At 64.8% G+C, this 20442-nt stretch carries 15 protein-coding genes and 1 pseudogene; 6 read left to right on the top strand and 10 right to left on the bottom strand.

Going from position 1 to position 20442, the window contains the following annotated elements:
• Positions 1 to 214 precede the first annotated feature (214 nt).
• Both HEP73_RS08505 and HEP73_RS08500 read left to right on the top strand, forming a co-directional pair.
• Positions 215 to 2671, top strand: coding sequence for a penicillin acylase family protein (locus HEP73_RS08505; protein WP_185822856.1), 2457 nt, complete (start codon positions 215 to 217; stop codon positions 2669 to 2671).
• The gene (locus HEP73_RS08500) at positions 2668 to 4398 is read left to right on the top strand and encodes a cyclic peptide export ABC transporter (protein WP_185822855.1); all 1731 of its coding nucleotides are present in this window, start codon (positions 2668 to 2670) and stop codon (positions 4396 to 4398) included. The genes HEP73_RS08505 and HEP73_RS08500 overlap by 4 nt, the downstream gene beginning before the upstream one ends.
• 56 nt (positions 4399 to 4454) lie before the next feature.
• Here HEP73_RS08500 and HEP73_RS08495 read toward each other — a convergent pair.
• The 6 genes and pseudogenes from HEP73_RS08495 to HEP73_RS08470 form a co-directional block, all read right to left on the bottom strand.
• A pseudogene (locus tag HEP73_RS08495) lies at positions 4455 to 5399 on the bottom strand (IS1595 family transposase); the annotation flags it as partial.
• A gap of 215 nt (positions 5400 to 5614) precedes the next feature.
• Positions 5615 to 6952 carry a M56 family metallopeptidase gene (locus tag HEP73_RS08490; RefSeq protein ID WP_185822854.1) on the bottom strand — a complete coding sequence of 446 codons (1338 nt, stop codon included), beginning with the start codon at positions 6950 to 6952 and terminating at the stop codon, positions 5615 to 5617.
• Positions 6952 to 7341, bottom strand: a complete 390-nt coding sequence (locus HEP73_RS08485) for a BlaI/MecI/CopY family transcriptional regulator (RefSeq protein WP_185822853.1) — start codon at positions 7339 to 7341, stop codon at positions 6952 to 6954. The genes HEP73_RS08490 and HEP73_RS08485 overlap by 1 nt, the downstream gene beginning before the upstream one ends.
• Before the next feature lie 477 nt (positions 7342 to 7818).
• Positions 7819 to 8949, bottom strand: coding sequence for an extracellular solute-binding protein (locus HEP73_RS08480; protein ID WP_185822852.1), 1131 nt, complete (start codon positions 8947 to 8949; stop codon positions 7819 to 7821).
• A gap of 159 nt (positions 8950 to 9108) precedes the next feature.
• The gene (locus HEP73_RS08475; protein ID WP_185822851.1) at positions 9109 to 10233 is read right to left on the bottom strand and encodes a polyamine ABC transporter substrate-binding protein; all 1125 of its coding nucleotides are present in this window, start codon (positions 10231 to 10233) and stop codon (positions 9109 to 9111) included.
• 98 nt (positions 10234 to 10331) lie between these two features.
• Entirely contained in the window at positions 10332 to 11696 is a 1365-nt protein-coding gene (locus HEP73_RS08470) for an aspartate aminotransferase family protein (protein ID WP_185822850.1), read from the bottom strand.
• Between HEP73_RS08470 and HEP73_RS08465 the strand changes: the two genes are divergently transcribed.
• A complete protein-coding gene (locus HEP73_RS08465; protein WP_255423719.1) occupies positions 11695 to 12012 on the top strand; it encodes a hypothetical protein in 318 nt (105 codons plus the stop codon). The two genes, HEP73_RS08470 and HEP73_RS08465, sit on opposite strands and share 2 nt — an antisense overlap.
• Before the next feature lie 43 nt (positions 12013 to 12055).
• Here HEP73_RS08465 and HEP73_RS08460 read toward each other — a convergent pair whose 3' ends face one another.
• Genes HEP73_RS08460 through HEP73_RS08450 form a run of 3 tightly spaced genes read right to left on the bottom strand, consistent with a single transcriptional unit; the run spans position 12056 to position 14626 of the window.
• Positions 12056 to 12442, bottom strand: coding sequence for a hypothetical protein (locus HEP73_RS08460; RefSeq protein ID WP_185822849.1), 387 nt, complete (start codon positions 12440 to 12442; stop codon positions 12056 to 12058).
• 35 nt (positions 12443 to 12477) lie between these two features.
• The gene (locus HEP73_RS08455) at positions 12478 to 13857 is read right to left on the bottom strand and encodes a glutamine synthetase family protein (protein ID WP_185815998.1); all 1380 of its coding nucleotides are present in this window, start codon (positions 13855 to 13857) and stop codon (positions 12478 to 12480) included.
• Between the two features lie 13 nt (positions 13858 to 13870).
• The gene (locus tag HEP73_RS08450; RefSeq protein WP_185822848.1) at positions 13871 to 14626 is read right to left on the bottom strand and encodes a gamma-glutamyl-gamma-aminobutyrate hydrolase family protein; all 756 of its coding nucleotides are present in this window, start codon (positions 14624 to 14626) and stop codon (positions 13871 to 13873) included.
• Between the two features lie 259 nt (positions 14627 to 14885).
• On the opposite strand from HEP73_RS08450, the gene HEP73_RS08445 reads away from it, so the two are divergent.
• The 3 genes from HEP73_RS08445 (at position 14886) to HEP73_RS08435 (ending at position 19073) form a co-directional block, all read left to right on the top strand.
• Positions 14886 to 16265 (top strand): glutamine synthetase family protein, encoded by a 1380-nt coding sequence (locus tag HEP73_RS08445; RefSeq protein WP_185822847.1) that lies wholly within the window; start codon positions 14886 to 14888, stop codon positions 16263 to 16265.
• A gap of 92 nt (positions 16266 to 16357) precedes the next feature.
• A complete protein-coding gene (locus HEP73_RS08440; protein ID WP_185822846.1) occupies positions 16358 to 17665 on the top strand; it encodes an NAD(P)/FAD-dependent oxidoreductase in 1308 nt (435 codons plus the stop codon).
• Positions 17666 to 17768: 103 nt separating this feature from the next.
• Positions 17769 to 19073, top strand: a complete 1305-nt coding sequence (locus HEP73_RS08435) for a diguanylate cyclase (RefSeq protein WP_185822845.1) — start codon at positions 17769 to 17771, stop codon at positions 19071 to 19073.
• Between the two features lie 13 nt (positions 19074 to 19086).
• On the opposite strand, the gene HEP73_RS08430 is transcribed toward HEP73_RS08435, so the two are convergent.
• Complete coding sequence (locus HEP73_RS08430; protein ID WP_185822844.1) at positions 19087 to 20367, bottom strand: MFS transporter; 1281 nt, start codon at positions 20365 to 20367, stop codon at positions 19087 to 19089.
• Positions 20368 to 20442: the final 75 nt, after the last annotated feature.

The raw sequence follows: 20442 nt of genomic DNA, 5'->3' as shown, positions 1-20442 counted from the left end.
CGGTCCAGGTGTCGATACGACCCATCCATACTCACAAATTATCTTGGGTGGACACCTTGATGGCAGGGCAATTCGTGTGCTGTTAAAGTGCCGTTCGTGTCTTATTAGTTCCAGCGCCCGTCGGCAATGGCGTCACCATGCTCAGCCTCCGCAAGCCCTGACTAGATCCGTGCGCTTCATCCCTTGACTGCTCTTTCCGGTTGCAGGTGCAAACATGCTGTTCCGTTCCTACCCGATCGCGTCGCGCCTGACCCTGGTTGTGCTGCTGCCCTTGGTCGCCGTCGCGGCCTGGGGCTGGCTGCAATTACGCGCAAGCTTGCCGGCCGAGGGTACGCTCACGATCCCCAAAGGCGTCAGCGCGTCAACCGTCATCACCCGTGACAGCGCGGGCGTCCCCCACATCCGCGCAGCCAACGAATACGACGCATTTTTCGCGGTTGGCTACGTACATGCCCAGGATCGACTGTGGCAGCTCGAGCTGCAGCGACGGATGGCTCGCGGCCGGCTCAGCGAGGTCTTCGGCAAGAAAAGCATCGATGCTGATGCGTGGTTCCGAACGCTAGGCCTTTACGCATCGACTAAATCGGCTTGGCATGGATTGAGTCCGTCGGCACGCGAGTCGCTTACCGCATACACCGCTGGCATCAACGCCTGGCTTTCCGAGCGTCATCCGCTGCCGATTGAATTCAGAACGCTCGGCGTCGCACCCGAGCCCTGGACGGAACTCGACTCGCTGGCCTGGGTGAAGATGTTCGCGCTTGATCTCGGCGGCAATTTTGACCAGGAGATGCGCCATTTCGTAGCCCGCCAGTCGATGACTGAAGCTCAGATCGCCACCTTCTTCCCTACATATCCCGAGGACGCTCCGACTACCATACGTACCGGCGCTCCGCAGGTCACTTCCACTCTTAACGCCATGCTTGACGCACAGCGCACACGACAGCAGGACTTTGGCCTGTCGGTCCCGGGCACTGGCAGCAACGCGTGGGTCGTCGCAGGCACGCATACTGCCGATGGCGCCGCATTGCTCGCCAACGATCCACATCTCGGCCTGCGCATCCCGTCATCGTGGTACGCGATCAGCATCGATACGCCCAAGCTTAAGGCCTCCGGGATGGGGCTAGTTGGGCTTCCGCTTGTAGTGTTCGGTCGCAACGATCGAATAGCCTGGGGCGGCACCAATATGATGGCGGACGCACAGGACCTTTTCTTCGAACGAACAAACCCCGAAGGCACTCGCTACGAGGCCGAGGGTCGCTGGATTCGTTTCGATCATCGCGTGGAGCTGATCGAGGTCCGGCAGGAATTTCCGCAGGCGCTGCGCAAGCGCTATGTGCCGGTGCGAATCACTGTACGAACCACGCGCCACGGCCCGGTGATCAGCGATCGCTATGGCGTCTTCGACAGTCCGGTCTCGCTTCGCTGGACCGCACTAGATGACGACGACACCAGTTACGAGGCGTTCTACCGGTTGAACCACGCGCGTGACTGGCATGAATTCTGTGCCGCGCTGCGTCTTCATGTGGCACCCGCAATGAACATGGTCTACGCCGATCGCGAAGGCGCCATCGGGTATCTCGCCGCCGGTCGAATCCCCATTCGCAAGCGCGGGGAAGGTGTGCTGCCATCGCCAGGCTGGAGTGATGAGTGGGGCTGGCGTGATTACGTTCCGCCGACCGCTTGGCCGAGTGTGTTCAATCCACCTTCTGGTTACATCGTGACTGCGAACAACAAGGTTGTCGACTCGGGCTATCCGTATTTCATTTCAAACGACTGGGCGCCACCCGCTCGCGCCGAGCGTATAGAGCAGCTTTTGCGCGGCGCGATTGCAACGGGGCATCCACTCTCGATCGAGTCGATGCGCAGCATCCAGTCCGACACACTTGATCTCTCCGCGGCGCAATTGATGGATTACCTTCGTGGCCGCCTGCCAAAGGGCGGGCGTCGCGATGCCGCCGCTCGTCTGCTGCGCGACTGGCGCGGCGACATGGGGGGCGAAAGTGCGGCCGCGACGATTTTCACCGAGTGGATGCGCCAACTGCGCTTGCAATTGTTTGCGCCGCGGATGCGCGCCGACTGGGGGCGTAACGTTGCCTCCGACCTATTGTCGAAAATGGGCGAAAGTGTCGAGTATGGCGATCTCCTCGCCGTCCTCCGCGAAGATCGCGGCGGATGGTGCATGCAGGACTGCGATGCCGCACTCGGGCGCGCGCTCGACGCGGCGCTGTGGGAACTTCACAAGCGGAACGGCACGTGGGACATGGATGACTGGCACTGGTCCGAGAACCAATCCACGAAATATGCGCACATGCCATTCAGTCAATCGAAAGCGCTCGCACGCATCTTTGAGCGCCGAATATCCAATGGCGGTTCGGCGAACACTATCGATGCCGCAGCATCTAAGTACCAAGGATCGGAAGGGTATGTGCAAACCCTCGGCCCCGGCTTCCGCCAGGTCATCTCGCTGGATCCTGCCGGCATCCGCCATTTCTACATGAATTCGACCGGGCAGTCCGGCAACGTCTTCAGTCCGCACTACGACGATATGATTGAAATGTTCCGTGACGCGCGACTCCAGCCCCTGGTCGCCACCTACGACCGTGCGCACGCGCGAAGGTTGATCACGCCAAATCATTTCATTCCCGCGAAAGCCGATGGGAAGACGCAATGAACCTGTTTTCTGAGTTCTCCCGTTACGCACCGAACAAGATCGCGCTGTCGATTGTGCTCGGCGGATTGTCCGGTCTGCTTTACTCGCTGCTCATCCCCTTAATGCTATCCGTGATCGAGGCTCCGAACGACCACCTGCAGACCGTGGCGGATGCGCCAGTTCATCTGCTCTCGTTAGAAATTGCCAACGCGCCGTTCGCGATGGTGTTCGCGCTCACCTGCCTGTTCGTGATGGCCACACGCACGCTGTCACAAGTGATGCTGACCCGGGTCGCGATCGATGTCGCGTCCGGCCTTCGTACCCAGCTCTACGATCGCATCGCCGATGCGCCGCTCGCTGCGCTGGAACGAATCGGATCGGCGCGTCTCATCGCAGCACTGACCTCGGACGTTCCTCGGATAGTCCAGGGTGCGCGCACCCTTCCCGATGTTCTCGTCAACATTGTGACGCTGATTGGCATGCTGGGATTCCTGCTCGTACTCAACAGTGACGTCTTCTGGTACGTGATCGGCTGCATTGTATTCGGCGTGGTTACCTTTCAGGTGCCGATGTTGCTCGGCCGCCGCTACTTCGTCAGAGCTCGCGCGCGATTCGACGATCTCCAAGCATCAATCCATGGACTCATTCGCGGCATCAAGGAACTCAAACTCAACGACCGTAAGCGCGAAGCTTTCTTCGAATCCGTACTGATGCAGCACGAACGATCAGTCCAGCACAACGAAAAGACTGGCCACACTGTCATTCAGGCCGCTAACAACTATGGCGACCTCCTGAGCTTCTTCATCATTGGATCGATCATCTTTATCCTGGTGAACTACAGGTCGATCAGCAATGAAGAGCTGGTCGGCGTGATCATGGCGCTGCTATACATCACCGGCCCGATTTCCGCTCTCCTTCACGTCATACCGTTGATCTCCGTATCGCGTGTTTCTTTGCAAAGGGTGAAGAGGCTTTTCTCCGAGATTCCTGGCGAAGGCATCCGGCAGACCGGAAGTCCTTCACCAGATTGGCGAAGCGTGCGTTTTCAGCAGGTGTGCTATCACCATGGCAATGGTAGCGGAAAGGAGGACAGCTTCAGAGTCGGCCCTCTGGACTTCGAGGTCAAGAAGGGTGAAGTCACCTTCATCGTCGGCGGGAATGGCTCGGGAAAATCCACGATGAGCAAGCTGTTGACGCTACATTACCGTGCGGAGTCCGGCGACATCCTGTTTGGCGACACCCGTGTGGACGATGCCACTATTGGTGCGTGCCGGCAATCGATCAGCGCAATCTATTCCGATTACCACCTTTTCGACCAATTGCTCGGTGTCGATGACGATGGCCTCCAGGCACAGGTCGAGCACTATCTCGCCGCGCTGCATCTCGATCGCAAGGTTTCTTATAAGGACGGAAGGTTTTCCACGCTCGCATTGTCTGATGGCCAACGTCGTCGCATGGCACTGCTGTCGTCCATCATTGACGACAAGGAGCTCTATCTTTTCGACGAATGGGCCGCGGATCAGGATCCGACTTTCAAGTCCGTCTTCTACAACGAAATCCTTCCATCGCTTCGCGCACAAGACAAGGCTGTCGTCGCGATCACCCACGATGATCGCTATTTCGACCTTGCCGATCAGCTCATCGTGATGGAAGAGGGCAAAGTCGCGCGGATCGAACGCAGGCAGCGAGTGCAACAAGCGGACCCGTCAGGCTTGGAAGCTCCCAGAAATTTTCTCACTCCGACGTGACACGTACGGAAGCGTGCCATTGTCGGAGTGCCCGCGCGCATAACCTGACCTGATTGGCACGAACCTTCAGCAGCAAACACCGGGACATCGCGCAACGCTTGCTCCAGCCAAGGACCGGTCCTGGCCGCCGCGACCGACAGTCGCGGCACCAGGGCGGGCGGATCGAACCGCCGATCGAACCGCCACATCGTTTCGGCCGGCTAACGCTGGGTGTACTTAACGAACTTGAAGGCGTGGTAGGCACCGTCCAGGGGCCGCTTCAGATTCGACGACACCACATCGACCCAGCGTGCATTGTCATGCTCGCAGCGCACACGGCCGCGACCTTCGGTCACCGTATGGACGTGCTCTGCCTCCAATGCCCGGAACGCTCCCAGCCCATCGCCGTAGAGATCGGCTCCGGGACGTAGGCGCTGCAGGATCCGCAGGGCCAGCGCCTGCTTGGTGAAGCCCGGTACGGATCGATCACGGCATGTCGCGAACTGCGGTCTTCAACGGTCTCGACGGCGATCGTGAAAGGGTGCTTGTTCTTCGAATCGCGACTGGCTTTGCCGCCATTGCGCTCCCGCCCAGGCAGGCGTCGTCCAACTGCACGACGCCGCCCAGCTGGCGGCTCGCTTCGCGCTCGCTCATCGCCTGCATCAGCTTTTGCTTGAGCTGTCAGGGCGCCGGGTAGCTGACACCCAGGTGTCGCATCAGCTCCAACGCAGACATGTTGTCTTGCTCTGGCCCCGCAGATATATGGCCAGCATCCAGGTGGTCAGCGGCAGCTTGCTGTTGTCCATCGCCGTGCGTCCATCACCGTGGGCTGTCAGGCTGCTCTGGTGGCGACACCCAGAGCATTGTAAGTAATGCCACACCCTTGCGATGAAAGCGGCAGTGCGCCGTGTCGGCGCACTGCGGACAGACGAAGCTCTGCGGCCAATGCGCCGCTTCAACCCCTTTTCGCACTGCGCCGGGGGTTCCTTGGCGCTTGAGAACTGCACTCGGTTCATGCTCATCATCGGATCTCTCGTGAACAAGAACCCCAACTTCGGTGGCCGCCTTCTCGACGACTGCGACAGCGACTGCCCTGAGAGTTCGTGCTAATCAGGTCGCTTCGTCGACCATGTCCACTAAAGGCGTCTCGAGCTTCGCCATCACTCCCAGGTGCGGCGGCAACTATCCTTGCAATTGCGTTGAGTTCAGCCAAATGGGCCGCCTCCGCCACTTTGGACTACTGCTCCACCTCTTTGGCCTCCTGCTCCGCCTTTTTGGCCTCCTGCTCGGCCTTCTGGGCCTCCTGCTCCGCCTCTTTTGCCTCTGCCTCCGCAGCCCTAGTCGCCTTTTCCGCGCTCTTTGTTTCCGCCCCCACCTTTGCTATCCAGGCGCGCACATTGCTGTCGATCGGATGCGGCTGGCCGTTTTCCTTATAGACTTCAACCAGTCGACCTTGTGCGTCGACGCTCGCGCGATAAGAGCGTTGCATACCGTCATCGTCGGCGGTGATTTCGCGGACGTCGCCGGGACCCAGCGTGGCGTTGCTGGTCGTCGCACCTTTGGCGGTGGACGTGATGTGCACATTGGGCTTGTTCGCCCACACCTGCGTGGCGATCAGCGCCGCCGAGGCCAGTAGAATTCCGAGCGCCACGCGCGCGCCCAAGCGTCCGCGCGACGGCGGACCGGAGAGCAGTCTGGTAATACGTTGCATGAGTAAGCCTCCTTGGGCTGCCAGAACGAGATGTGGGGAAGGATGCCGCTGGCATTCGAGTGCCATCAGTGCCTCGGCCAGCGCGATGGCGTCCCCGCACGCCGCCACCGCGAGATCGTCGCAGGCATGTTCGCGCTCCTGCCGGACACGCCGGCCGAGCCACCATGCCGCGGGATGGAAGAACAGCAACGATTCGATCACGCACTGCAAGCCGTTCCACAGCCAGTCCTTGCGGGCGATGTGCGCCAACTCGTGCGCCAGCAAAGCTTCTATCTGCGCCACCGGCGTCTGGCTAAGCAGCGACATCGGCAACCAGATCACCGGCCGCAAAAGGCGTGCGGCAAACGGCGTCACCACATCGTGCGAGAGCCGTACGACGACCTCGCGGGCGATTCCTATCGCGCCTTGCAGCTCGCGGACACGCTGCTGCCAATGCGGCGGCAATGCGCGCCACGTCCCGCGCTCCATCACATCGAGCATGCGCAGGCCAACGACGTGCCGCGCCAACATCCAGCCTGCGCCCAGCAACCACAGCAGCACTACAATGCCGGCTACCGGTTCCGATTCCTGCACAAATGCGCCAGGAAACGGACCAAAGTCCAACAACGTCACGGCAGGTAGTTTCGCGCTCACGCTCGCGACCGGCTGTTGCCACAACTGCAGAAACTGCGTCGTCGGCACCAACAGCATCATCACCAGGAACGCCATTGCCACGGTATGCCGCCATGCGGCGCTTGAGTGTTTCAGCAGCGCCAATGTGAATGCGGCGGCGATCGCCAGCAGCGTGTCCTGCCACAGCGAATGCACCAGCGCCGAGGCAAGCGCTGATGCAACTCCGTATTCGTTGAAGACCAGCGTGTCCATCAACGCGGCTTCCGCTTCGCCTTGGCATCTGCGATCAGCTTGGAGATAGCATCTATTTCGTCGGCGCTGGCGATTTCGTCGTCCAGCGCCCGCTGCACCAGTGTGAGCGCCGAGCCGGCAAAGGCCCGGCGCATCAGATCCTTCAACAGCGACGCTTGCACCACCGGCTCGGTATGTACGGCCCTATAGGTGTGGCTACGCTCGCTCTCATCGCGCCGAACCAGACCTTTTCCGGCCATGATCGTGAGCATCTTCAGTACTGTCGTGTAGGCGGTATCCTTGTTCTGCGACAGCATGGCGTGAACTTCGCGCACGGTCATCGGCTGACTGCGCGACCACACCACGTGCAAGATCGCCAGTTCGCCTTCGGTGGGGTGAGGAGCAGACATGTGGAGCTGTGCCAAAGTGGGTACACATCCATTAGTACTAATTCGATCGTACTAAGTCAATAGGTGAAAGGGCGGTGGCGATGGTCATTACACGTGCAGGTAACGCGGGTCCTCCCCCTGATGGCATGGACACTTTACAAACGCGAGGCGGTTGGGCTGACCCAGTTGCCAGCGCGAAGGTATCGCAGATAGCCCGCGACTGAACCTGTCCCGCTGAAACGGACACCAGGAAGCGATACTTTCATCGCAACCGGGAGGTTTCCATGCGACGCATTACCGATCGTCGCTACACGACCGATTTTCAAGGCCCGAGCGACTGCCTTGACAGAGTCGATCAGTCGCGCCAGGGCGGCTCTTCAGTAGGACATGTCGGTCAAAACGTCGGCAATTGGGTGGACGCTGCGTGGGCCGGCCGCCCGCGCAGTTCTCCTAGCCTCAAGCCGGTTGACGCGATGAAAAGTCCCTCTGCCACGCCCCTCAGCGGCCGGTCTTCAACTGAGTCCACAATCGCGTGTACTGGCGGTCCACTTCCGGCGGCATCACCGCCAACGCGAACAGCTTGGCCTGCACCTCCGCCGGCGGATAGATGGTGCGGTCGCCGCTGATCGCCGCATCGATCAGCGGCAGCGACTTGGGCACCGCATTCGGATAGCTGACGAAGTTGGTGTTGGCCGCGGCCACTTCCGGGGTCAGCAGGTAGTTGATGAACTGGTAGGCCTGCTCCGGATGCTTGGCGTCCTTGGGGATGGCCAGCATGTCGAAGAACTGCAGTGCGCCTTCCTTCGGAATCGAATAGGCGATGTGCACGCCGCTCTTGGCTTCCTCGGCGCGGTCGCGCGCCTGCAGGATGTCGCCGGACCAGCCCACCACCAGGCAGGTGCTGCCCTTGGCCAGCGCGTCGATGTACTGCGAGGAATGGAAATTCTGGATGTAGGGCCGGATTTCCTTGAGCTTGGCCGCGGCCTTCTCGATCACCTTCGGGTCGGTGCTGTTCGGGTCCTCGCCCAGGTAGTGCAGCACGGTCGGCACGATCTCCGAGGCGGTATCGAGGAAGGTCACCCCGCAGTCCTTGAGCTTGGCCAGGTTCTCTGGCTTGAACACCAGGTCCCAGCTGTTGACCACATCAGTCGTGCCGAATGCGGCCTGGATCTTGTCGACGTTGTAGCCGATGCCGGTGGTGCCCCACAGGTACGGCACCGCGTAGGTGTTGCCCGGATCCTGTTGCGCGATGCGTTGCATCATCGCCGGGTCCAGATTGGCCAGGTTGGGGATCTTGCTCTTGTCCAGCGGCAGGAACACGCCGGCCTGGATCTGCCGGCCGAGGAAACTCAGCGACGGCACCACCACGTCGTAGCCGCTGCCGCCGGCCAGCAGCTTGGCTTCCAGCACCTCGTTGCTGTCGAACACGTCGTAGGTGACGTGAACACCGCTATGCCGCTCGAAGCCGGGCACAGTGCCTTCGGCGATGTAGTCCGACCAGTTGTAGACGTTCAATTGCTTCGCTTCGCCGGCACCGGCCGCATCCGTCGCGCCATCCCCCTGGCCCGATCCGCCGCAGCCCGCCAGGCCCAGCACCGCCACCATCCCCGCTATCGCTCGCCGCTTCATCGTCGTCTCCGTGCCGCCCGTTGCGGGCAGCGGTTGGCGGAACGCCGCGCTGGCGCGCGTCCCGGTGGTCCTCCCCTTTGGCGGCCGCGCGCGGCGCGGCCGTACTGCGTGCAGGCGCCGCGCCGAAGCGCCGCGCCATGGACCACGGACGCGACCGGCTCAGCGGCCGGTCTTGATCTCCGTCCACAGGCGGGTATACAGCTTGTCCACCTCGGGCGGGTTGATCGAATAGGTGAACATCTTCGCCGCCACCTCCGGCGGCGGGTAGATGGTCGGGTCGTTGCGGATCGCCGCATCCACCAGCGGCGTCGCCTTCGGCACCGGATTGGCGTAGTGGATGAAGTTGGAATTGGCCGCGGCCACGTCCGGCGTCAGCAGGTAGTTGATGAATTTGTAGGCGTTCTCCGGATGCTTGGCATCCTTCGGGATCGCCAGCATGTCGAACCACTGCGGCGCGCCTTCCTTGGGAATCGAATAGGCCACGTGCACGCCGTTCTTGGCTTCCTCGGCGCGATCGCGCGCCTGGATGATGTCGCCGGACCAGCCCACCGCCAGGCAGGTACTGCCGTTGGCCAGCGAGGTCACGTACTGCGAGGAGTGGAAGTTCTGCACGTACGGGCGGATGCTCTTGATCAGCGCCGCGGCCTTCTCGATCTTGGCGGCATCGGTGGTGTGCGGATCCTCGCCCTGGTAGTGCAGCGCGATCGGGATCAGGTCCGACGGCGTGTCGAGGATGGTGACGCCGCAATCCTTGAGCTTGGCGATGTTCTCCGGCTTGAACACCAGGTCCCAGCTGTTGGCGATGTCGGTACTGCCGAACGCGGCCTTGACCTTGTCCACGTTGTAGCCGATGCCGGTGGTGCCGACCATGTACGGCACGCCGTACTTGTTGCCCGGATCCTGCTGCGCGATGCGCTGCATGATTTCCGGATCCAGGTTGGCCAGGTTCGGGATCTTGCTCTTGTCCAGCGGCAGGAACACGCCGGCCTGGATCTGCCGGCCGAAGAAGTTCAGCGTCGGCACCACCACGTCGTAGCCGCTGCCGCCGGCCAGCAACTTGGTCTCGACCATCTCGTCGCTGTCGAACACGTCGTAGGTGACCTTGACCCCGCTGGCCTTCTCGAACGCGGGCGCGGTGTTCTCGGCGATGTAGTCCGAATAGTTGTAGACGTTGAGGACCTGGTCCTCGCCCGCCGCGGGCTTGCCGCCTTCGCCGCCGCCGGAACCGCCACAGGAGGCGAGCAGCGCCGCGGAAAGGGAAAGGGTGAGCAGTCGCAGCTTCATTGCAGGTCTCCGCAGGTCCATGGGGAAGATCGAAGATACACGCCGCGGCGTCGCGCGGACGGGTCTAGACTGGCCGGCCCAGACTAACCAGCGCCGGGCTATTTGCCCAGCGCCTGCGCGGTGTCCTCGAGCGCCAGCCAGGCCTTGTCGAACAGTTCGTCGACTTGGGCGCGGCTGAGGATCAGCGGCGGCGACAGCAGCATCGCATCGTTGGTCGCGCGCAGGATCAGACCGCGGCGCAGCGCATGGTCGCGGCACAGCGCGCCGACCTTGCCGCGCTCGGGGAAGTAGTGCCGGCGCGGCTTGTCCGGGACCAGTTCCAGCGCACCGATCATGCCGACGATGCGCGCCTCGCCGACCAGCCGGTGCTCGCCCAGCTCGGCCCAGCGCTGCGCCAGGTACGGCGCGATCTCGCGGCGCGCGCGTTCGACGATGCCCTCGTCCTGCAGCAGGCGCAGGTTCTCCAGCGCCACCGCCGCGCACACCGGATGCCCCGAATAGGTGCAACCGTGCGCCAGCTCGCCGCCCTGCTCCTTCAGCACCGTGGCCACACGCTTGCCGAACATCGCCGCGCCGAGCGGGATATAGCCGGAGGTGATGCCCTTGGCGATGGTCATCACGTCCGGCTGGAACCCGAAGTGCTGCGCGCCGAACCATTCGCCGGTGCGGCCGAAGCCGCAGATCACTTCGTCGGCGACCAGCAGCACGTCGTAGCGGCGGCAGATGCGCTCGATCTCCGGCCAGTAGCTGCGCGGCGGGATGTACACGCCGATCGCGCCCATGATCGGCTCGCCGATGAAGGCGGCCACGCGCTGCGGCCCCAGCTCAAGGATCTTGTCCTCGAGCCGGCGCGCGGCCAGCAGGCCGTATTCCTCCGGGTCCATGTCGCCGCCGTCGCCGAATGGGTATGGCGGGTCGATATGGTGGATGTCGGGAATGGGCAGCCCGCCCTGGCGGTGCATGCCCTTCATGCCGCCGAGACTGGCGCCGGCCATGGTGGTGCCGTGGTAGCCGTCGTGGCGGCCGATGAAGATGCTCTTCTGCGGCTGGTCCTGCACGGCCCAGAAGTGCCGCACCAGGCGCAGGATGGTGTCGTTGGCCTCGGAGCCGGAGTTGGTGAAGAAGGCATGGTCGAGGTCGCCGGGGGTGAGTTCGGCGAGTTTGGCGGCGAGGCGGATGGTCGGCTCGGTGGTGCACTGGAAGAAGCTGTTGTAGTACGCCAGCTGTTCCATCTGCCGCGCGGCGGCCTGGCCCAGTTCCTTGCGCCCGTAGCCGACGTTGACGCACCACAGCCCGGCGAAGGCGTCGAGCAGTTTGTTGCCGTCGGCATCCCAGACGTAGGCGCCATCGCCGCGGGTAAGGATGCGCGTGCCTTTCTGGGCCAGCGCGCCGTTATCGTTGAACGGGTGCAGGTGATGCGCCGCATCCAGATCCTGCAGGGCCCGCGTGTCTATCCGATCCATGTCCACTCCGTGCTCGTGGCTGTGCCTGTTGCTACCGCTGTTGTTGTGGCTCTTGTTGCTGCTGTTGCTGCTGTTGCTGCTGTTGCTGCTGCTGTTGCTGCTGTTGCTGCTGCTGCTGCTCTTGCTCTTGCTGTTCCTGCTCATGCTGTCGCTTTGGCTTTGGCCTTTGCAATTGCTTTTGACTTACCGGGTTCCCTTCCGCAGCGGCGGCCATGGCGGGGAGAAACCCGAAGGGCGGCGCACAAGGATGTGCGCCGTTCGCGGCAGGGGCAGGATGCCCCTTCCGCGAATCCCCGTCATGGACGCGGACCTGTAGCGCGCAGCGCGGAAGGCGCTCGGCAGGGCGCGCTTTCTTTTGGTTACTTTTCTTTGCGCGAGCAAAGAAAAGTGACTCGCCGCAAGGCGAAAGCTTTGCCTTTGCTTTTTTCTACCTTTGCTTGCAAGCCTTGAGCAACAACATGAGCAGGAGCAAAAGCTTCCGCTACGCGGGTCACTTTTCTTTGCTTGTGCAAAGAAAAGTAACCAAAAGAAAGCACACCCCGCAGCGCGCCCTCCGCGCTACGCGCTCCGGGTCCGCAGCCCCGACGGGCATTTTTCGATGGCACATCCATGTGCCAACGAAAAACGTCGCGCATCCTGCGCGCCGCCCTTCGGGTATTCGCCCGCCGGGTCTGCCGCGCTGAGGGGACCCGGTAGATCAAAAGCAAAGCAACAGCAACAGCAACAGCAACAGCATGCAATTGCATGCCTTCTCGATTCGCCATCGCAAGCAAGAGCGAACTCACACGTTCAACAACAAGAACTCCCGCTCCCACGAACTGATCACCCGGAAGAACGTCTCGTATTCCTTGCGCTTGACCGAAATGTAGGCACGCACGAAGCGCGGCCCCAGCATCTCCTGCAGCGGCGTGCACCGCTCCAGCTCGTCCAGCGCCTCGCCCAGCGAGCGCGGCAACTGATAGCCCATCTCCTTGCCGTTGCCGCTGATCGGCGCGGTCGGCTCCAGCTTCTCGCGGATGCCCAGCAACCCGCAGGCCAGCGTCGCCGCCATCGCCAGATACGGATTGGCGTCGGAGCCGGCGAAGCGGCTCTCCACCCGCATGTTCTCGATCGTGTCGATCGGCACCCGCAGCCCGCAGGTGCGATTGTCGAAGCCCCACAGCACGTTGCTCGGCGACACCTCGCCGAACATCAGCCGGCGGTAGGAATTGACGTTCGGCGCCAGCACCGCCATCGCCATCGGCACGTACTTCTGCAGGCCGGCCAGGTAATGCCCGAAGGTGCGGCTGTACTCGCCGGCGCGGCGTCCGCTGAACACGTTCTTGCCGTTCTTGTCGACCAGGCTCTGGTGGATGTGCATCGCACTGCCCGGCTCGTTCTCCATCGGCTTGGCCAGGAACGTGGCGTAGACGCCGTGGCGCATCGCCGCCTCGCGCATCGTGCGCTTGAACAGGAACACCTGGTCGGCGCGCGACAGCGCATCGGAATGGGTGAAGTTGACCTCCAGCTGCGCCGCGCCGGATTCGTGGATCAAGGTGTCCACGTCCAGTTCCATCGCGTCGCAGTAGTCGTACATCAGGTCCAGGATCGGGTCGAACTCGTTGACCGCGTCGATCGAGTACGACTGCCGCGCCGTCTCCGGCCGCCCCGAGCGCCCGGCCGGCGGCAGCAGCGGGAAGTCCGGGTCGGTGTTCTTCTGCACCAGGAAGAATTCCAGTTCCGGGGCGACCACCGGCTTCAGGCCGAGCTCCGCATAGGCCTGCAGCACGCCGCGCAGCACGTTGCGCGGCGCCAGGTCGTGCGGCTGGCCGTCCTTGGTGTAGCAGTCGTGGATCACCTGCGCGGTCGGGTCGGTGGCCCACGGCACCATCCGCACCGTGTCCGGGTCCGGGCGCAGTTGCATGTCCGAGTCCGACGGCGAGGTCAGGTCGTAATAATCGTCGGGATACTCGCCGGTGACGGTGGTGGCGAAGATGCCTTCGGGCAGGCGCGTGCCGTAGTCGTGGGAGAACTTGGCCGCGGGAATGATCTTGCCGCGCGCATTGCCGGTGATGTCCGGCACCAGACACTCGACCTCGGTGATGTGGCGATCTTTCAGCCAACGGCGCAGCGAGCTTTCCTGCTGTTCGGGGGTGTTCTTGCGCGAGCGCGGTCTGGCCATGGGGGAATTCGATTCAGTGCGTGCGGCGAGCCGCGTAGTGGCGACAGGCATCGCCGAAAGATTGGAAGATGCCCAGGTAGAACGGGTCGTCGAGGACGCGCCATTCCGGATGCCACTGTACGCCCAGCAGGAAGCCGGGACCGATCCCGCGGAACGCCTCGATCAATCCGTCCGGCGCGCGCGCCTCCACGATCAGGTCGCCTCCGAGCCGGGCCACGCCCTGCCCGTGCAGCGAGTTGACCCGCACCCGCTCTTTGCCGGCGATTTCCGCCAGCCAGCCGCCCTCGCTCAGGGTCACCTCGTGCACCGGCGCGTACTGCAGGTCCAGCGCGGCCTGCGTGTCCTCGCGATGATCGGACAGCCCGGGCACCGCATGCACTTTCTGGTGCAGGCTGCCGCCCAGGGCGACGTTGACTTCCTGGAAGCCGCGGCAGATCGCCAGGATCGGCAGGCCCAGCGCGATCGCCTGCGGGATCAGGTCCAGCATGTTGGCGTCGCGCGCCGGATCGTGCGGATTGCCGAGCCAGCTGGATTCGTCGCCGTAGTGATGCGGTTCGATGTTGCTGACCGCGCCGGTCAGCAGCAAGCCGTCCAGCCGCGCCAGCCAGTCACACGGCGCAACCGGCGGCTGCAGCGACGGCAGCAGCACCGGCGTCACCCCGGCGCCATCGACCGCGGCGCGCAGATACTTTTCTCCAGCGGCCAGGAACGGATGCTGGCCGATGAGCTTGCGGTCGGTCGACAGGCCGACCAGTGGCGATACAGCCATGCGAAGAACTCGTGTGGCGTCGCCGCAAGTTACCCCGGGCGTTTTATTTTTACAACACGCCGCGACGGTGCACGGCGGCGGGCCGGCATCTGCCGGTTGCGCTCACAGCAAGCACCACGCGCTTTATTACAGGACGAAGTAGCAGCTACGCTCACACAGCGCGCGTCATGCACTCCCGGTCCGGCGCATCGCGCCTGTTGAGTATTCTTGACGCGAACCCGGCTCTGCTAAGCTCGTCGCACTCCCGCAGGCCGCCCTCATGACCCGCACCCACGACGCTCCGCCCCTGCCCCCGGACGCCGCCCAGGCCCTGCAGCGCATCCCCGGCTGCGAACAGATCGACCTGCTGCTGCCGGACAGCAATGGCCTGCTGCGCGGAAAGCGCATCGCCCGCGACGCGCTGGAAAAGGTCTATCGCGACGGCGTGTGCCTGCCGATGTCATTGATCGCCACCGACATCACCGGCAATACGGTCGAGGAAACCGGCCTGGGTTACGACATCGGCGACGAGGACCGGCTGTGCTTCCCGATCCCCGGCACGCTGCAGCCGGTGCCGTGGGCACCGGTGCCCTCGGCGCAGTTGCTGCTGGCGATGCGCAACGAAGCCGGCGACCCGCTGGAGTTCGCGCCGCGCGAAGTGCTGGCGCGGGTGCTGGCGCGGCTGCGCGCGCGCGGGCTGACCCCGGTGATCGCGGTGGAACTGGAGTTCTATCTGTTCGATCCGCGCGCCGACGCCGACGGCCGGCCGCAGCCGCCGCTGCAAGCGCACACCGGGCTGCGCAACGACAGCACCCAGGTCTATTACATGCAGGAACTGGACGACCAGCGCGGCTTCACCGACGCGGTCGCGCAGGCCTGCCGTGCGCAGGGCATTCCCGCCGATACCGCGGTCGCCGAGTACGCGCCCGGCCAGTTCGAGATCAACCTCAAGCATCGCGGCGACGCGCTGGCCGCCTGCGACGACGCGCTGATGCTCAAGCGCGCGATCAAGGCGATCGCGCAGCAGCAGGGCCTGCTCGCCAGCTTCATGGCCAAGCCGTTCGCCGCGCAGTCCGGCAGCGGCCTGCATCTGCACGTGAGCCTGCTCGACGAAGCCGGCGACAACGTCTTCGCCGGCACCGCGCAGGCGCCGGCCGACGCGCTGCGCCACGCCATCGGCGGCCTGCAGCGCAGCGCCGACGACTGCCTGCTGCTGTTCGCCCCGCACGCCAACAGCTACCGCCGCTTCGTGCCCAATGCGTTCGTGCCGCTCAACGACAGCTGGGGCTTCAACAACCGCACCGTGGCGATGCGGGTGCCGTACAGCGATCCGGCCAATACCCGCATCGAACACCGCATCGCCGGCGCCGACGCCAATCCGTACCTGGTCGCCGCGGCGGTGCTGGCCGGCATCGAACACGGCCTGCAACATGGCTTCGACCCCGGCCCGCCGGTGCAGGGCAACGCCTACGAACAGACCCAGATCCGCCATCCGGACTGGCGCGGCGCGATCGCCGGCTTCCTCGCCAGCGACTTCGTCGCCGACCGGTTCGGCACCCGCTTCCGCCACGTCTACGGCCAGCAGAAACACCGCGAGATGCTGGATTTCCATGCGCAGGTGAGCGACCTGGATTACCGATGGTACTTACGCACGGTGTGAAAAGCCGGGAATCGGGAATGGGGAATCGAAAAAGCAAACGCCAAGCATCCGGAGGCTGACCCCATGATCCCCCTTCCCAGCAACTCGCCACCATGACCCGCTCTTCCACGAGTCCCGAGTCCCAAGTCCCCAGTCCCGGCTCCAACTGGTACACCGACAGCGCCACGCCGCTGCCGCAGCAGCAGCCGTTGCACGGGCAGGTGCGGGCCGACGTGTGCATTCTCGGCGCCGGCTATACCGGACTGAGCACGGCGCTGGCGCTGGCCGAGGCCGGTTACCAGGTAGCGATCGTGGAAGCGCAGCGTGTGGGTTGGGGCGCGTCCGGACGCAACGGCGGCCAGGCCATCGTCGGCTACGGCTGCGAGCAGCACACGCTGGAAACGCTGCTCGGCCATGCCGAGGCGCGGCTGCTGTTCGATTTCTCGCGCGACGGCATGCGGTTATTGCGCGACCGCATCCAGCGCCATGCCATCGCCTGCGACTGGCGCGACGGTCATGCGCACGTGGCGATCAAACCGCGCCAGGTGCGTGCGTTGCAGGCCGGTATCGTCGAGATGGCGCAGCGCTACGACTATCCGCTGCAGTGGTGGGACCGCGAGCAGTTGCGCCAGCACCTGCGCAGCGAGCGCTACCTGGGCGCGATGTACGACCCGGCCAGCGGCCACCTGCACCCGCTCGAATACGCGCACGGACTGGCAGGCGCGGCGCTGGCCGCCGGCGTGCGCATCTACGAGCACTCGCCGGTGACCGCGCTGGTGCGTGGCGCGCGGCCGATCCTGCGCAGCGCGCACGGCGAGGTGCAGGCCGATTTCGCGGTGCTGGCCGGCAATGCCTGGCTGCGCGGCATCGCGCCAGAACTGGAATCGCGGATCATGCCGGTCGGCACCTACATCGGCGCCAGCGCACCGCTGGGCGCGGCACTGGCGCGCGAACTGATCGGCAACGACATGGCGGTGGCCGACGTGAACTGGGCGCTGGACTATTTTCGCCTCAGCCGCGACCACCGCCTGCTGTTCGGCGGCCGCGCCAGCTACTCCTCGCTGCCGCCGCCGGGCCTGCGCGGGGTCATGACCCGGCGCATGCGCCGGGTGTTCCCGCAGCTGCGCCAGGTCGAGTTGGACTACGTGTGGGGCGGCTATGTCGACATCACCCGCAACCGCGCCCCGCACTGGGGCCGGCTGACCCCGAACGTGTACTTCGCGCAGGGCTTTTCCGGCCATGGCGTGGCCGCCACCGGCCTGGCCGGCGACGCCATCGCCGCGGCCATCGCCGGGCAGTCGCAGCGCCTGGACCTGTTCGCCAGGATTCCGCACGCGCCGTTCCCCGGCGGCCGTGCGCTGCGCACGCCGCTGCTGGTGGCGGCGATGTCCTGGTACAAGCTGCGCGACGCTTTGTGGTGAGCGCCGCGCCGGCGGCATGCGCCCGCCGCCGGACGGCCTAAAGTTGCCGGCGGCACGGCCGCTAACTCAGGTCTACTTCCCAAGGGCGCCTTGCGCGGCTCGCATGCTGCAACCGTTGCCGGCCTACCCGATCGCCAGCGAAAGCGCGGCTACGCAGCAGCGCATCCTGCTGGTGGAGAATTCGCGCACATTCACCGGCCTGCTGCGCGAGGCGATCGAGCAGCGGGTGGAACTGCCGGTCACCGTGGTCTCGACCCTGGCCGAAGCGGCGCATGCGCTGGACGATGGCGGCTCCTGGTTCCTGGCCCTGACCGGGCTGGTGCTGGCCGACGGCGACCGCGACACGGTGGTGGATTTCTTCGTCGCCCGCGGCCTGCCCACGGTGGTGGTCAGCGGGGTCTACGACGAAAGCCTGCGCAAGCGCGTGCTGACCCAGCAGATCATCGACTTCGTATTGAAGAACGCGCCCGGCAGCATCGATTACCTGGCCTGGCTGGTGCAGCGGCTGGCGCGCAACCGCAGCATCGCCGCGTTGGTGGTGGACGATTCGCGCTCGGCCCGCGCCTACGCCGCCAGCCTGCTGTCGATGTACGGCTACCAGGTGGTGGAAGCCGCCGACGGCGCCGCCGGACTGAAGGCGGTGGAGGCCAATCCGGCGATCCGCCTGGCGGTGGTGGACCAGGAAATGCCGGGCATGGAAGGGGTGGAATTCACCCGCCGGCTGCGCGCGATCCGCGCCCGCGACAAGCTGGCGGTGATCGGCCTGTCCGGCAACGGAGACCCGTCGCTGGTGCCGCGCTTCCTCAAGAACGGCGCCAACGATTTCCTGCGTAAACCCTTTTCGCGCGAAGAATTCTTCTGCCGTGTGTCGCAGAACGTGGACCAGTTGGAACTGATCGGCACGCTGCAGGACCTGGCCACGCGCGACTTCCTCACCGGCCTGCCCAACCGCCGGCATTTCCTGGAACAGAGCCAGCGCCTGCTGCCGCAATGGCTGGCGCGCAGCGACACGGTCAGCGTGGCGATGCTCGACATCGACCACTTCAAGCACATCAACGACAGCTGGGGCCACGAGGCCGGCGACGACGCGCTGCGCGCGGTGGCGACCACGGTGGCCGCGCATGCGCGCCCACAGGACCTGGTGGCGCGCTTCGGCGGCGAGGAATTCTGCATGCTGGTGCCGGGCCTGGACGCGGCGGCGGCCAGCGCCTATTTCGAGACCCTGCGCCAGCGCATCGATACGCTGCAGGTGCAGGCGGGTGGGCAGACCCTGCGCATCACCATCAGCATCGGCGTGTGCAGCAGCGACGCGCGCCGCGATGCGCTGCATCCGCTGTTGGCCGAGGCCGACAAGCACCTGTACCTGGCCAAGGCCGGCGGCCGCAACCGGGTCGAGCACGCCGCCTGAGCGCGCGGGGGCCTCAGCGGCGCCTGGCGCCGATCACCAGCAGCGCCAGCAGACTCAACGCCGCGCCGGCGCTGAGGTAGTAGCCGACCCATGGCAGGCCGTAGTGCTTGGCCAACCAGCTGGCCACGTACGGCGCCGGCGCCGCGCCGATGATGCCGGCCAGGTTGAACGACATCGAGGCGCCGGTGTAACGCACCTGCACCGGATACAGCTCGGCCAGCAAGGTGCCGCACGGCCCGTAGGTCAGGCCCATGAAGAACGAGCCCAGCGACAGGAACACCAGCAGCTGCCACGGATGCGCGGCGCTGAACAGCGGCGCGAAGCCCAGCCCGAACAGGACGATGACGACGCCGGCCGCGATCATCGCGCGGTGCGTGCCGAAGCGGTCGCCGTAGTGCGCCGACAGCGGAATGCCGGCGGCGAAGAACAGGATGCCGACCATCTGCAGCAGCAGGAACTGCTCGCGGCCGTAGCCGAGTACCGCGGTGCCGTAGCCCAGCGCGAACACCGTCATCAGATAGAACAGCATGAAGGTCGCGAACACGCCCAAGGTGCCGAGCAGCAGCGCGCCGGCGTGCCGCGACAGCACCGTCCACATCGGCAGCGCCACCCGCACGTTGCGTTCCAGCGCCTTCTGGAAATCCGGGGTCTCGTGGATGCGCAGGCGCACCCACAGCCCGGTCACCACCAGCAGCGCGCTGGCCACGAACGGGATGCGCCAGCCCCAGCGCATGAACTGCGCATCGTCGAGCACCGCGCCGAGCAGCAGGAAGATCCCGGAGGACAGCAGGAAACCCAGCGGCGCGCCCAGTTGCGGGAACATGCCATACCAGGCGCGCTTGCCCGGCGGCGCGTTCTCGGTGGCCAGCAATACCGCACCGCCCCATTCGCCGCCCAGGCCCAGGCCCTGGCCGAAGCGGCACAGCGCCAGCAGCGCCGGCGCCCACATGCCGATGCTGGCGTAGCTGGGCAACAGGCCGATCACCACCGTGGACAGGCCCATGGTCAGCAGCGCCGCCACCAGCGTCGCCTTGCGCCCGATGCGGTCGCCGAAATGGCCGAACAGCGCCGAGCCGACCGGCCGCGCCACGAACGCCACCGCGAACGTGGCCAGCGACTGCAGCCGCGCCGCGTCGGCGTCGCCCTCGGGGAAGAACAGCTTCGGGAACACCAGCACCGCGGCGGTGGCGTAGATGTAGAAATCGAAGAACTCGATGGTGGTGCCGACCAGGCTGGCCAACAGCACGCGGCGCGGCGAATTGACGGGCGAAGCGGGAAGCGCGGCAGCGGTCATGGAAGCGGCATCGATGGAAAACCGCCCGATTCTGGCAGATCGGCCGCGGCGCCGCAGCGCCACGCCGCATGGCGT

It is taken from the genome of Xanthomonas sp. GW, from assembly GCF_014236815.1.
Classification (GTDB): domain Bacteria; phylum Pseudomonadota; class Gammaproteobacteria; order Xanthomonadales; family Xanthomonadaceae; genus Xanthomonas_A.
Note: the sequence above shows the minus strand (reverse complement) of the source record. Positions and strands in the feature narration are given on the sequence as shown.